General features: G+C 65.6%; 13 protein-coding genes. 9 read left to right on the plus strand and 4 right to left on the minus strand.

What is annotated here, in order from left to right; all coding sequences use genetic code 11:
• Positions 1-86: 86 nt before the first annotated feature.
• The 5 genes from I6F37_RS15980 to I6F37_RS16000 all read left to right on the plus strand — a co-directional run bounded on the left by I6F37_RS15980 (position 87) and on the right by I6F37_RS16000 (position 5,126).
• A complete protein-coding gene (locus I6F37_RS15980) occupies positions 87-1,238 on the plus strand; it encodes an ATP phosphoribosyltransferase regulatory subunit (protein WP_109145350.1) in 1,152 nt (383 codons plus the stop codon).
• Between the two features lie 4 nt (positions 1,239-1,242).
• The gene (gene hisG / locus I6F37_RS15985; RefSeq protein WP_225151887.1) at positions 1,243-2,220 is read left to right on the plus strand and encodes an ATP phosphoribosyltransferase; all 978 of its coding nucleotides are present in this window, start codon (positions 1,243-1,245) and stop codon (positions 2,218-2,220) included.
• Between the two features lie 86 nt (positions 2,221-2,306).
• Complete coding sequence (locus tag I6F37_RS15990) at positions 2,307-3,344, plus strand: glycosyltransferase family 2 protein (RefSeq protein WP_225151889.1); 1,038 nt, start codon at positions 2,307-2,309, stop codon at positions 3,342-3,344.
• Complete coding sequence (locus I6F37_RS15995; protein WP_225151891.1) at positions 3,341-4,186, plus strand: ChbG/HpnK family deacetylase; 846 nt, start codon at positions 3,341-3,343, stop codon at positions 4,184-4,186. Before I6F37_RS15990 ends, I6F37_RS15995 begins: the two co-directional genes overlap by 4 nt.
• A 124-nt stretch (positions 4,187-4,310) precedes the next feature.
• Positions 4,311-5,126 carry a DUF2076 domain-containing protein gene (locus I6F37_RS16000; RefSeq protein ID WP_036014279.1) on the plus strand — a complete coding sequence of 272 codons (816 nt, stop codon included), beginning with the start codon at positions 4,311-4,313 and terminating at the stop codon, positions 5,124-5,126.
• Positions 5,127-5,543: 417 nt separating this feature from the next.
• Here the strand turns inward: I6F37_RS16000 and I6F37_RS16005 are convergent, their stop codons facing one another.
• Both I6F37_RS16005 and I6F37_RS16010 read right to left on the minus strand, forming a co-directional pair.
• Positions 5,544-5,741 (minus strand): hypothetical protein, encoded by a 198-nt coding sequence (locus I6F37_RS16005; protein ID WP_146207773.1) that lies wholly within the window; start codon positions 5,739-5,741, stop codon positions 5,544-5,546.
• 34 nt (positions 5,742-5,775) lie between these two features.
• Positions 5,776-6,606, minus strand: coding sequence for a L,D-transpeptidase (locus I6F37_RS16010; RefSeq protein ID WP_036014283.1), 831 nt, complete (start codon positions 6,604-6,606; stop codon positions 5,776-5,778).
• 315 nt (positions 6,607-6,921) lie between these two features.
• On the opposite strand from I6F37_RS16010, the gene I6F37_RS16015 reads away from it, so the two are divergent.
• Positions 6,922-7,707, plus strand: coding sequence for a protein phosphatase CheZ (locus I6F37_RS16015; RefSeq protein ID WP_036014285.1), 786 nt, complete (start codon positions 6,922-6,924; stop codon positions 7,705-7,707).
• A gap of 233 nt (positions 7,708-7,940) precedes the next feature.
• On the opposite strand, the gene I6F37_RS16020 is transcribed toward I6F37_RS16015, so the two are convergent.
• Complete coding sequence (locus tag I6F37_RS16020) at positions 7,941-8,462, minus strand: hypothetical protein (RefSeq protein WP_036027056.1); 522 nt, start codon at positions 8,460-8,462, stop codon at positions 7,941-7,943.
• Positions 8,463-8,776: 314 nt separating this feature from the next.
• Here I6F37_RS16020 and groES point away from each other — a divergent pair, with 314 nt between their 5' ends.
• The 3 genes from groES to I6F37_RS16035 all read left to right on the plus strand — a co-directional run bounded on the left by groES (position 8,777) and on the right by I6F37_RS16035 (position 12,226).
• Positions 8,777-9,073, plus strand: coding sequence for a co-chaperone GroES (groES, locus tag I6F37_RS16025; RefSeq protein WP_025033779.1), 297 nt, complete (start codon positions 8,777-8,779; stop codon positions 9,071-9,073).
• 118 nt (positions 9,074-9,191) lie between these two features.
• Complete coding sequence (groL, locus tag I6F37_RS16030; protein ID WP_036014289.1) at positions 9,192-10,823, plus strand: chaperonin GroEL; 1,632 nt, start codon at positions 9,192-9,194, stop codon at positions 10,821-10,823.
• 197 nt (positions 10,824-11,020) lie between these two features.
• The gene (locus I6F37_RS16035) at positions 11,021-12,226 is read left to right on the plus strand and encodes a hypothetical protein (protein ID WP_225151893.1); all 1,206 of its coding nucleotides are present in this window, start codon (positions 11,021-11,023) and stop codon (positions 12,224-12,226) included.
• A 90-nt stretch (positions 12,227-12,316) separates the two neighbouring features.
• On the opposite strand, the gene I6F37_RS16040 is transcribed toward I6F37_RS16035, so the two are convergent.
• The gene (locus I6F37_RS16040) at positions 12,317-12,715 is read right to left on the minus strand and encodes an META domain-containing protein (RefSeq protein WP_036014293.1); all 399 of its coding nucleotides are present in this window, start codon (positions 12,713-12,715) and stop codon (positions 12,317-12,319) included.
• Positions 12,716-12,771: the final 56 nt, after the last annotated feature.

The raw sequence follows: 12,771 nt of genomic DNA on the forward strand, positions 1-12,771 counted from the left end.
CGAAACCGCTGTCGGGCCATGCTAAGGGCTGCGCCAATTCGCCTCCCCTTGCCTGCCCGGTTCCGCCGGGACGATGGACCGCAGAGATGACCGCGACTGCCACCTCAAATGCTGCCGGCTCTGCCGCCTGGGCGGATACGCTGCTCTTGTCGTTCGCGCAGGCCGGCTATGTCAGGGCCGAGCCCGCCATCCTGCAGCCAGCCGAGCCGTTCCTGGACCTGTCCGGCGAGGACATCCGCAAGAGCCTCTACCTGACCACCGACCTCTCCGGCGAGGAGCTCTGCCTGCGCCCGGACCTGACCATTCCTGTCGCGCGCGACTATCTGGCCTCGGGGCGCGCCGGCCAGCCGGCGGGGTTCAGCTATCTCGGTCCGGTGTTCCGCTACCGTAGCGGCCAGGCCCGTGAATTCCTCCAGGCAGGTATCGAATCGTTCGCCCGTCAGGACCGCGCCGCGGCCGATGCCGAGATGCTGGCGCTGGGGCTGGAGGCGACGGCCGCCTTCGGCGTCCGCGACGTCGAGATCCGCACCGGCGATGTCGCCTTGTTCAATGCGCTGCTCGACGCCCTCAACCTCTATCCGGTCTGGCGGCGCCGCCTGGTCAAGGATTTCAACCGCAAGATCAGCCTGGAGCAGGATCTGGAGCGGCTGGCGGCCGCGACCACCGCGACGCGCAGCGAGTATGAGGGCGTGCTGGCGGCCCTTGCCGGCTCCGACCGCAAGGCGGCGCTCGCCTTCGTCACCGATCTGATGTCGATCGCCGGCACCACCAATGTCGGCGGCCGCACCACGGCAGAGATCGCCGATCGCTTCCTTGAGCAATCAACGCTGAAGGGCGGCGCGCTGCCGCGCGAGGCGATCGCCGTGCTCAAGCGCTTCCTGTCGATTTCGGGCAATCCAGACGACGCCATCGCCGAGCTGCGCGCACTCACGACGGACGCGAAGCTCGATCTCGCATCTGCGATCGATCAGTTCGAGAGCCGGGTCGGCTTCATGGCCGCGCGCGGCATCAACGTGAGGCAGATTCGTTTCTCGACCGCGTTCGGGCGCGGGCTCGATTATTACACCGGCTTCGAGTTCGAGCTGCATCACAGCGGCAACGGCACCGAGCCGCTGGTCGCCGGCGGCCGCTACGACGGGCTGATGACCCAGCTCGGATCAGCTGAGCCGATTCCGGCGGTCGGCTTCTCGGTCTGGGTGGAGGCGCTGAACCGGATCGGCCGCAAGGTGGGAGCGTAAAATCATGAGCGCGCCATTCGTTCTGGCCGTTCCCTCCAAGGGCCGCCTGCAGGAGAACACTGAGGCCTTCTTTGCCCGTGCCGGCCTCAAACTGTCGAAGGCCGGCGGCGCCCGCGACTACCGCGGCACCATCGCAGGCCTCGACAATGTCGAGGTCGCCTATCTCTCGGCGAGCGAGATCGCCGCGCAATTGTCGCGCGGCTTCGCGCATCTCGGCGTCACCGGCGAAGACCTGGTGCGCGAGAACATCGCCGATGCCGACAAGCGCGTGTCGCTGATCGACGGGCTCGGCTTCGGCTATGCCGACGTCGTCGTCGCGGTGCCGCAGGCCTGGATCGACGTCCGCACCATGGCCGACCTTGACGACGTCACCACCGGCTTCCGCGAGCAGCATCACATGCGGATGCGGGTCGCGACCAAATTCGTCAACCTCACCCGCGGCTTCTTCCAGGCTCACGGCATCAGCGATTACCGCATCGTCGAGAGCGCGGGCGCCACCGAAGGGGCGCCGGCGGCCGGCAGCGCCGAGCTGATCGTCGACATCACCACGACCGGCGCGACGCTTGCGGCCAACGGCCTGCGGGTGCTCGATGACGGCGTGATCCTGCGCAGCCAGGCCAATCTGGTGGCCGCCAAGGAGGCCGACTGGTCGCCGCAGGCGCGCGAGACGGCGCGTGTCATCCTCGATCACATCGCAGCGCGGGCGCGGGCCAACAAGTACCGCGAAGTCCGCACCCGCTTCCGGCAATGCGATGCCGCCCTGCTCGGGGAAGCCCACAGCCGGTTCGGCGTGGAGGCCCCGTTCGGCGGTCCGACCTCGTCAGGCATGCTGACCCTGCACTGCCCACCGGGGCAGCTCTACGCGCTGGCGAGCTTCCTGCGCGAGCATGGCGCCGAGACCGTCTCGGTGGTGTCGCTCGACTACGTGTTCGACCGGGAGAACCCGCTGTTCGCCAAGCTGGAGGCGTTCCTGCGGCGGTGAGCCCAAGGTTTGTTCAGCTTTGCGACAGCAAACGGCAGCTACCATATGCGGTTGAGAAGACCTAAACACCTCTGGAACCTTGATCGATGACGCTGGGCTCTGACGTATCCGGCATGACGACCACCGCAGCCAGCGCAGCCGCGAAGGGGCTGTCGATCGTCGTTCCCGTCTACAACGAGGCGGCTGGCCTTGCCGGCCTGCATCAGCGCATCTGCGAGCTCGCCAAGACCCTGCGGCAGCGCTATCGCCTGTCCTGCGAAGTTGTCTATGTCGACGACGGCAGCAAGGATGCGACGCTGTCGATCGCGCGGTCATTGCCGGCCGACGCCATCGACGTCCAGGTGGTGTCGCTGTCGCGCAATTTCGGCAAGGAGGCCGCGCTGATGGCGGGCCTCGACCATGCCCGCCTCGGCGCGGTCATGTTCATGGACGGCGACGGCCAGCATCCGCCGGTGCTGGTGGAACAGCTGGTGCGGCACTGGATCGATGACGGCTATGACGTCGTCTATACCGCCAAGGCGCATCGCGACAACGAGTCCTTCCTGCGCCGGGTCGCGGTGCACGGCTTCTACGCGCTGATCAATTGGGGCGCCCGTCAGAAGATTCCGGAGGACGCCGGCGATTTCCGCCTGCTGTCGCCGCGCGCGGTCGCGGCGCTGAGGCAGCTGCCGGAACGCAACCGCTTCTTCAAGGGCCTCGCCAGCTGGATCGGTTTCCGCCAGATCCGCGTCGACTACGAGCCCGCAGCGCGTGCCCATGGCGTCACCACCTTCAACGCCGCGAGCCTGCTTGGCCTGTCGATCGAGGGCCTGACGTCCTTTTCAGTGGCGCCCTTGCGCTTCGCCAGCCTGCTCGGCGTCATTCTCGCAGGAGGCGCCTTCCTGTTCGGCCTTTCGATCCTCTGGGAAGTGTTCACGACCGGCAAGCAGGTGCCCGGCTATCCCTCGCTCGTGATCGGACTGATGACGATCGGCGGCGTGCAGCTCATCATGATCGGCATCGTCGGCGAATATATCGGCAAGATCCTCTCCGAGCTGAAGGCGCGGCCGATCTACTTCGTCGCCGAGCACAGCGAGAAGCATTCCGAAGCTGATGATGCCGCGAGCAGGACGGCAGCCGAATGAGCGTGGCCGCGAGCCCGCGGCGGATCTGGCTCTGCGCCGACGATTACGGCATCAGCCCGGGCGTCAACCGCGCCATTCGCGACCTGATCGAACGCGGCCGCCTCAATGCCACCTCGGTGATGATGGTGGGGCCCGCGATCGCGCGCGGCGACGTCGAGGCGCTGCAGGCTTCGGCAACGCAAAGCCCGCGTTGCGCGATCGGATTGCACGTGACGCTGTCGGCGCCGTTCCGGCCGCTCACCATGCATTTCCGCCCCTTGGACGGCGACATGTTCTTCGCCTTTCCCAAGCTGCTGCGCGCCGGACTGATGCGCCGGCTCGACCGTGAATTCATCCGCAACGAGGTGAAGGCACAGCTGGCCGCCTTCATGGACGCGTTCGGACGCACCCCCGACTTCGTCGACGGTCACCAGCATGTGCAGCTCTTCCCGCAGGTGCGCGACGGTTTTGTCGATGCGGTCAGCGAAGTCGCGCCGAACGCCTGGGTGCGCCAAGGCGGCCGCGACCTGCCGCTGCGGCAGCGGCTGGCCTCCCCCAAGGCCATGGTGCTCGATATCCTCAGCGCGCAATTCCGCCGCCGCGCCGGCAGCGCCGGCCTCAGCTTCAACCCCGGCTTCGCCGGCGCCTATGATTTCACGCGCGCCGCCGATTTCGGCGCGCTGATGCGGCAATTCCTGGAAGGTCTCCCCGACGGCGGCCTCGTGATGTGCCATCCCGGCTTCGTCGATGATGTCCTTACCGGCCTCGATCCGATGACCGACGTGCGCGAGCGCGAGCACGCCTATCTCGCGGGCGATGCCTTCGCGCGCCTGCTGGCCGACAGCAACGTGACACTGCAGTGAACGGCGAAAAGCGGCCCAGAGGCAGCTTGTCGCATACCGAAATTTAATCCGGCCGGCACTGTTGGGGCCATAATGGAACCCTACATCTCCTCTCGCGCTTGGTTTGGCGCGAAGGAGACAGATCATGACGCCGCAGGAACGCCAGCTCGTCGACGACCTTTTTGACCGGCTTTCTAAGCTGGAGAATGCACAGCGCGATCCCGATGCGATCGCCGCGATCTCCGACGGGCTGCGCAAGGCGCCCGGCGCCATCTACGCGCTGGTGCAGACCACGCTGGTCCAGGACGAAGCGTTGAAGCGCGCCAATGCCCGCATCCAGGAGCTGGAAGCGGCCCACGCGCCCGAGCAGGCGCAGTCCGGCGGCTTCCTCGACACCATGCGCGACACATTGTTTGGCGGCGGCCCGTCCCGCGGCTCGGTGCCGAATGTGCCGCAGCGTGAGCAGCGTCCGGCTTGGAACACCGGCCAGGCGATGCCGCAAGGCCAGCCGGGTTACGGCGCGCCGCCTTACGGACAGGCTTACGGCCAAGGTCCGGGTCAGGGCGCTCCGCCGATCGGCGGTGGCGGCGGCTCGTTCCTCGGCACGGCGGCGGCAGCCGCGGCCGGCGTCGTCGGCGGCTCGCTGCTGCTCTCCAGCATCCGCGGCATGATGGGCGGATCGCACCAGCAGGGTTTTGGCGACAGCAACGCGCTCGGCGACCGCAGCGCTGGTGGAAGTCCTTGGGGCGGCGGCGATCAGTCCGGCGGCTCGCTGGCGCGCGAGGCCGGCCTCGATGACATTGGCTCGAACCGGGAATCCCGCCAGGGCTTCTTCGACCAGGCGTCGAACGAGCGCGACAACTACGACCAGAACTACGGCAACGATCACGACGACAGCTTCGACACGGCCGACAACAGCGATTTCGGCGGCGACGACGACGGCGGCAGCGATTACGCGTAGGCCATTCGACCGACAGATGTGGAACGGCCGCCTCCGGGCGGCCGATTTCTGTTCAAGCAGAGCTCAACGCACTTCTGCTCTGCCACCACACGCCATGATGCCATTCGATATAATATGACTAGTGCGTGCGTTGTCGGACAGCACCGTGCAGAACGTCACGAGGTGCGCCTGACTTCACCATGCCGGGCGAAATCGTCCTCCGACACACGCCGCCGTAGACTCCCGGATTTCCAAATTTGGACATGGGTGTTCAATTGGAAGAACACACTGCTTATGCCACACATCGTGGCTGCCTCTCTTGGCTACAGTCGGGGGTTTTAAGAATGAGTTCACTTCAACAGCGCATCGCGACCCTGAGCGACGTCACGACCCATCTCATCACCGAATTGTACGAGTTGGAGGGACTGCACGAGCGCCTCAGGAAGGCAGAGCTGTCGGTGCGGCGGCTGAACCGCTCGGCTCGCGCACCGCATTCGGCTTCATCAGCTCGTCCTCGCCGCGCCGCTGTCCCTCGTCGCGGGTCGAGGCACCGTCAGCGGACGTAGGACTATTCAGGCGGACGTTTGGCGGCGGCAGCGTCCCTTCGACGCCGCGCATTTCGAGCCGACGCGGCACCCGGACTTGATCGCTCCATCGAGCGCATGACGCTTCACATCACCACGACCTTGGTGCCGACATTGACGCGGCCGTAGAGATCGATGACGTCCTCGTTGCGCATGCGGATGCAGCCGGAGGAGACGTTGGTGCCGATGGTCCAGGGCTCGTTGGAGCCGTGGATGCGATAGAGCGTCGATCCCAGATACATCGCACGGGCACCGAGCGGATTTTCCGGGCCGCCTTCCATGTGCCTGGGCAGATCGGGCCGGCGCGCGAGCATTTCCGCCGGCGGCGTCCAGTCCGGCCATTCGCGCTTGGCGGTGATCGATTTCACGCCGGACCAGGTGAAGCCGGGACGACCGACGCCGATGCCGTAGCGCAATGCCCGGCCGTTGCCCTCGACGAGATAGAGGAACTTGTTCGGCGTATCGACCACGATCGTGCCGGGACTTTCCTTGCCGCTATAGTCAACGAGTTGTTTCTCGAATTTCGGATCGAACGGACGCTGCCGCGGATCGACCGCCTCCTGCTGCAGAGACGCGCCCTGCTGATATCCGCCTTGTTGATACCCACCTTGCATCTGCGGCTCGCCCATCGGCGGCAGGCGCCGCTGGTCGTAATAGCCCGGCTGCTGCTGATACACCGGCTGCTCCGGCGCGTAGGCCGGGCCGCGGCCGGGGCCATCGCCGAACAGGAATTCGATGAAGCCGCCGCCCATGTTGGAATGGGACGCCACGCGCACCGGGGCCGGCGGCACGCGCGGCTGGTACAGCACCGCGGGCGGATCGTTCGGCACGCTGTTGTCGAAGGCGCCCGCGTCGTTCGCGCCGGCCATGAAGGTGCAAGCGCTGCCGAGCAGCGCGACAGACATTTTCTTGAACATCGACGTACTCTGTACTGTTTCGTCTAGATCACATGCGTCGTGGAGAGCCGGTGGCTGATCCGCGCTCTTCGACGTGGTCAATAAAAAGCAAAAGCCGTTTTGTTTGGTAAACGGACAGCGCGTTTGGATTCACCACGTCGCGAGCGCGCCTGCAATTTGGCGATCAGCGTTTATTTTCGATGAACGCCGCGCGGCCATGGTTAATCGCTTCTTTGCGCCGCGTCGCGCGCGGCCGATCAGCAGTTCCTGCTGTGAACTTCGTGTTAAATCGCTTCTGCCTACAAAGACGCGTGAGTGAGGTGGGGGAGTATCCTGATGGCTGTTCACCGCAAGCGTTTTCGCGTCGAAGATATCGTCGGTGGCGAGATGCCCATTGTAGACGTAACTGAAGAGGCACTCCCGATGCATAGCGAGATCATGGCCGAGCTGCGCGCGATCCGCGCCCAGATGGCGAAGGGCATCGTCGCGGCCCCGCTGTCCGGCAGCGCTGCCATGGCGGCGATCGACGCCTCGACCGCGCACGAGCTTGCCGAAGCGCGCACCATGCTCGATACCTACCGGGCGCAGATCGAGCAGTGCGAGAAGCTGAAGGTCGAGCTCGACCTCATCCACGACGCCATCGACCGCACCAAGCGCGAGATCGCGACGCTGCACGGCAAGAGCTTCGACGGCGGCGAGATGGCCAAGGTCAACGGCGAGCTCGGCGCGGTGGTCGGCGGCACCGAGCAGGCGACCCAGCAGATCCTCGAAGCCGCGGAATCGATCGACCAGGCCGCCAGCGCGATGTCGAAGGTGGACTCGATCGATCAGCAGAAGCGCCTTGCCGACGACATCCAGGAACGCGTCATCTCGATCTTCGAAGCCTGCAACTTCCAGGACCTGACCGGCCAGCGCATCAGCAAGGTCATGGGCACGATGAAGTTCATCGAGCAGCACATCAACGCGATGATGGAGATCTGGGGCGGCGTCGACGCGATCAAGTCCCATGTGCCCGCGCAGGTCGACAACCGCAGCGAGGACGAGAAGCTCCTCAACGGCCCCAAGCTCGCCGGCGACGTCGGCCACGCCTCGCAGGACGACATCGACGCGCTGTTCGACTGAGCGGCGACGACATCGGAATAACAAAACGCCGGCCTTGGGCCGGCGTTTTTTGTTTTGGCCGGTGCAGATCGTGAACTCTTCTTCCCTTCTCCCCTTGTGGGAGAAGGTGGCGCGAAGCGCCGGATGAGGGTTCTCTCGACTCGCAAGACCGTTCGTGAGGAGATAGACCCCTCACCCGTCTCGCCGCTACGCGGCGAGCCACCTCTCCCACAAGGGGAGAGGGTAAGAGACCGTCACGCCCTCGGCGCGCAGCGGACGTAGACCATGTTGCCGTAGCGGGTGCCAGCGTCCTTGTCGATGAAGCGGGTGATCATGACGCGACCGTCGAAGGAGACGATTTCGCGGTCCTGGTCGCCGGGGGTCGGGCCGGCCGGCCCGATGTAGTTCTTGCCGCTCGGCGAGCCCTTCAGCCGCAGCTCCTGCGGCGTCGCCTGGTCGGCGAGATGCATGATCACGCCACCGGAGGAACCGGCGGTGATCACGTAGGGGTTCCTGCATTGCTCGCGCGCCATCTTCTCGGTGCGGGCGCGATCGGCCGGGTTCTGGAACGAGGCGAGGCCCCAGCGGCCGACGATCTCGTCGGCGCGGATGGTGGCGGGCATTTCCGGAGCGACGCCAGGTTCGGCATCGGGCGGCGGCGGGGACGACGTGAGGGACGGCAGGTTGAAGCCGCCGCCGCAGGCGCCCAGCAGCAGCGCCAGACAAGAGGCGGCCGCCAGATTGGCAACCGTGCGCGCGTGAGCCGAACTGATCATGGCATTCCCCCGAACAAGACCATGGCCGCACCCCTCCCGCAGCCAAGCGCAAAACCGCTGCCGGAGCAATGACGTCGTTCTTTACGGCGACGCCCCGAGCGAGTTTCCAATGCCACCATCCTATATCCGCCTCAACAATCGCTTAACCACCTTTGCTTGACAGGATCGCGGCCAAGCCATATTTCCGGACCCACTATTAGCACTCGGAAAGCCCGATTGCTAAGCGCGCCGTTCGATCCTCGACGCGAGGGCGGACGGAAGCGCCGCCCCGCCGACCCCACTACTTCCGAAGCGAGCCTCCAAAGGGAAACGTCATGGCTAAATCCAAATTTCGTCCGCTGCATGACCGTGTCGTGGTCAAACGTATCGACGCCGAGGAAAAGACCAAGGGCGGCATCATCATTCCGGACACGGCCAAGGAAAAGCCGTCCCAGGGCGAGGTCGTCGCCGTCGGCCCCGGCGGCCGCGACGAGACCGGCAAGCTGATCCCGATCGACCTCAAGGTCGGCGACCGCGTGCTGTTCGGCAAGTGGTCGGGCACCGAGGTCAAGATCGACAACGAAGAGCTCCTGATCATGAAGGAGTCGGACATCATGGGCGTGCTGGCCTAAGGCCGTCCGCCTGAACAGCCGCTGAATGTCATGCCCGGATCCAGGCGATCCGGGCATCCATCGTTCCGCCGCACGGCACAAGACAACACACATCACATAACACGAGGGATTGCAGACCATGGCTGCCAAAGACGTCAAGTTTTCCGGAGACGCGCGCGATCGCATGCTGCGCGGCGTCGACGTTCTCGCCAACGCCGTCAAGGTGACGCTCGGTCCGAAGGGCCGCAACGTCGTCATCGAGAAGAGCTTCGGCGCCCCCCGCATCACCAAGGACGGCGTCACGGTCGCCAAGGAGATCGAGCTCGAGGACAAGTTCGAGAACATGGGCGCCCAGATGGTGCGTGAGGTCGCCTCCAAGACCAACGACCTCGCCGGCGACGGCACCACCACCGCGACCGTGCTGGCCCAGGCCATCGTGCGCGAAGGCGCCAAGGCGGTCGCCGCCGGCATGAACCCGATGGATCTCAAGCGCGGCATCGACACCGCGGTTGCCGCCGTCATCAAGGACATCGAGAAGCGCGCCAAGCCGGTCGCCGCCTCCTCCGAGGTCGCCCAGGTCGGCACCATCTCGGCCAACGGCGATGCCGCCATCGGCAAGATGATCGCCCAGGCGATGCAGAAGGTCGGCAACGAGGGCGTCATCACCGTCGAGGAGAACAAGTCGCTCGAGACCGAGGTTGATATCGTCGAGGGCATGAAGTTCGACCGCGGCTATCTCAGCCCCTACTTCGTCACCAATGCCGAGAAGATGACCGCCGAGCTCGAGGACGCCTACATCCTCCTGCACGAGAAGAAGCTCTCGGGCCTGCAGGCCATGCTGCCGGTGCTGGAAGCCGTGGTGCAGTCGGGCAAGCCGCTCGTCATCATCGCCGAGGACGTCGAGGGCGAGGCGCTGGCCACCCTGGTCGTCAACCGGCTCCGTGGCGGCCTGAAGGTGGCCGCGGTGAAGGCGCCGGGCTTCGGTGACCGCCGCAAGGCCATGCTGGAGGACATCGCGATCCTGACCGGCGGCCAGCTGATCTCCGAGGAGCTCGGCATCAAGCTCGAGAACGTCACGGTGAAGATGCTCGGCCGCGCCAAGAAGGTGGTGATCGACAAGGAGAACACCACGATCGTCAACGGCGCCGGCAAGAAGCCCGACATCGAGGCCCGCGTCGGCCAGATCAAGGCGCAGATCGAGGAGACCACCTCGGACTACGACCGCGAGAAGCTCCAGGAGCGCCTCGCCAAGCTCGCCGGCGGCGTCGCGGTGATCCGCGTCGGCGGTGCCACCGAGATCGAGGTCAAGGAGAAGAAGGACCGCGTCGAGGACGCGCTCAACGCCACCCGCGCCGCGGTGCAGGAAGGCATCGTTCCCGGCGGCGGCGTCGCGCTGCTCCGCGCCAAGAAGGCGGTCGGCCGTCTCACCAACGCCAATGACGACGTCCAGGCCGGCATCAACATCGTGCTGAAGGCGCTGGAAGCCCCGATCCGCCAGATCTCCGAGAACGCCGGCGTGGAAGGCTCGATCGTGGTCGGCAAGATCCTGGAGAACAAGTCCGAGACCTTCGGCTTCGACGCCCAGAACGAGGACTATGTCGACATGGTCGAGAAGGGCATCATCGATCCAGCCAAGGTGGTGCGCACCGCGCTGCAGGACGCTTCTTCCGTGGCCGGCCTCTTGGTGACCACCGAGGCCATGGTCGCCGAGATGCCGAAGAAGGAAGCTCCGCCCGCGATGCCCCCCGGCGGCGGCATGGGCGGCTTCTAAGCCTTCCGTTCCGTGACAGAGTTGCGAAGGCCGCCTCCGGGCGGCCTTCTTTTTTGCCGACCCTGCCCGTTTCGCTTTCCGATTCAACCAGCGGCCAAAACCCACTACGGTGGCGCGCCGATTCTGATTGTTTGGGCATGATCCTAGAGACCGCTTCACGCTTTCCGGATCATGGCCGTTGCGCGAGGATGTCATCGATGCGTGCGCTTCTGGTTTGCTCCACGGCCGTTCTGGCCCTGCTCGCCGTTCCGCCGCAGGCCTCCGCCCAGATGAAGCTGTCGCCGAAGGCGACCGCGCCGGGGGGAACCGAGACGCGCTATTTCACCGCGATGGACGGGCTGATGGACGGCAATGCCGACGTGATCCTGAAGGAGACGCGCCAAGGCAAGACGCTGACCGCGGCGGTGCTCGACGTCTGCTACCCCATCGCGAAGAACTCCGACCGCAAGGACCGCTTCGTCGTCAACCTCCAGGTGGCCGGCCAGACGCTGACCGGAACGACGCAGAGCATCAGTGAGAAGTCGCCGGTCAGCGTCAAGCTGACGCGCAAGCAGTCCGGCGACATGTTCGAATTCCGCGGCCAGATCGCGGTCGGCCAGGCGGTGACCGAAGTGACCTCGCCGGACAATTCCGATCTCAGCGAAAAGGAATTCCTGGACAGTCAGACCTCCGACGACGGCATCACGCCGCAGCCGAAGGATTTCACCGACGTCTCGCCGGAAGCGATCGCGGTCAAGGTCAAGCTGGATGCGGCGACCGACTTCCTGAAGAGCCTGAAGGGCCAGGAGGTCGAGGTGACGCTGGCGAGCCTCAATGTCGGCTGCGACGCGCTGCGCGCGGGCGAGCAGACCATCACCATGTCGGTCGATCCCGAGCGCGCCGGCGCGCTGCTGGCGAAGTTCAAGGCAATGCCGGGCGTCACCGCCGCAGGCTGGACCGCGGGCATGACCGAGATGGACCGCACCATCCGCTTCCCTGCGGCCGACTGGCGCGAGGGCGACAAGATCAACAAGGGCAAGCTTGCAACGGCGGTGGCGAGCGTGCTGAGCAGGACGCTCGCGGCAAAGCCGGTCACGCAAAACTTCAACCCGGCCACCGGCAGGCTCAAGCTGGTGTTCAAGCGGCCGAACCAGGACTTCCCGGCGCTCGAGCTCACCGACACGATCGAGCTTGCAGGCCTGGTCTCGCCCGACAAGCCGGGCACCACCGACAAGCTCATGCTCTGGATCGGCAGCCCGGCGACCACGACGGCCGACGAGGGCAGCGGGGCCAGGCTCAATCTGTCCGACGATGCGAGCCTCGACGAAGAAGGCGATCTGCCCGACGACAACGGCTCGATCGAGGCGCTCGTCAAGGAGCTGAAGGGCCAGCGCTGGGACGCCGACAAGTCGGTCTGGAAGTAGGCTTGACTTCCAGTACTCCGAGACAGCAGCGATGGAATCGATAGGCTGCGGCGTACTGGATTCCCCGCCTTCGCGGGGAATGACAGAGGCCTAATTCCCCGTCGTCCTGAAGCGCAGCGGCTTCGGGCCGATCAGCGTCAGCACGTCGCCCTGGCGCTTCCAGGTCTCGACGCTGCCGAGGGCTGCGACGAGCTCGTCGTCGGCCTGCGCTCTCGCCGGCGGACAGTTGCGGTTCTGGATCTGGCCGGGCACGAAGATCACGGTGTTGCCGGCGACCGAGAACTGGCCCTTGCCGCCCTTGCACCAGAGCTCCAGCACGACCTCGCCATTGTCGCCGATCTCGATGTTGGGAATCCGCTTCGAGCCTGCCTGCGGCAACGCCTCCAGCGTCATCTCGGTGCCGAACGGAAACCCCTCCTGGGCACGCGCGAGTGTGGACATCGCGAACATTGCAACCGCCGCACACACCAATCGCTGGAACGAAACCATGAGACCTCTCGACCGACCTGACTTGCCGCACCTTCTATGAGACGGCGGGGGCGTTG

This window comes from Bradyrhizobium sp. NBAIM08, from assembly GCF_020193935.1.
In the GTDB taxonomy this organism is placed as follows: Bacteria; Pseudomonadota; Alphaproteobacteria; order Rhizobiales; family Xanthobacteraceae; genus Bradyrhizobium; species Bradyrhizobium yuanmingense.

What these genes read in the sequence shown, in the direction of transcription:
- I6F37_RS16015 (WP_036014285.1), top strand. Translation starts at nt 6,922, where the DNA reads ATGGCTGTTCACCGCAAGCGTTTTCGCGTCGAAGATATCGTCGGTGGC.
- I6F37_RS16040 (WP_036014293.1), bottom strand. Translation starts at nt 12,715, where the DNA reads ATGGTTTCGTTCCAGCGATTGGTGTGTGCGGCGGTTGCAATGTTCGCG.
- I6F37_RS15990 (WP_225151889.1), top strand. Translation starts at nt 2,307, where the DNA reads ATGACGCTGGGCTCTGACGTATCCGGCATGACGACCACCGCAGCCAGC.
- I6F37_RS16020 (WP_036027056.1), bottom strand. Translation starts at nt 8,462, where the DNA reads ATGATCAGTTCGGCTCACGCGCGCACGGTTGCCAATCTGGCGGCCGCC.
- I6F37_RS16035 (WP_225151893.1), top strand. Translation starts at nt 11,021, where the DNA reads ATGCGTGCGCTTCTGGTTTGCTCCACGGCCGTTCTGGCCCTGCTCGCC.
- groL (WP_036014289.1), top strand. Translation starts at nt 9,192, where the DNA reads ATGGCTGCCAAAGACGTCAAGTTTTCCGGAGACGCGCGCGATCGCATG.
- groES (WP_025033779.1), top strand. Translation starts at nt 8,777, where the DNA reads ATGGCTAAATCCAAATTTCGTCCGCTGCATGACCGTGTCGTGGTCAAA.
- I6F37_RS15995 (WP_225151891.1), top strand. Translation starts at nt 3,341, where the DNA reads ATGAGCGTGGCCGCGAGCCCGCGGCGGATCTGGCTCTGCGCCGACGAT.
- hisG (WP_225151887.1), top strand. Translation starts at nt 1,243, where the DNA reads ATGAGCGCGCCATTCGTTCTGGCCGTTCCCTCCAAGGGCCGCCTGCAG.
- I6F37_RS15980 (WP_109145350.1), top strand. Translation starts at nt 87, where the DNA reads ATGACCGCGACTGCCACCTCAAATGCTGCCGGCTCTGCCGCCTGGGCG.
- I6F37_RS16000 (WP_036014279.1), top strand. Translation starts at nt 4,311, where the DNA reads ATGACGCCGCAGGAACGCCAGCTCGTCGACGACCTTTTTGACCGGCTT.
- I6F37_RS16010 (WP_036014283.1), bottom strand. Translation starts at nt 6,606, where the DNA reads ATGTTCAAGAAAATGTCTGTCGCGCTGCTCGGCAGCGCTTGCACCTTC.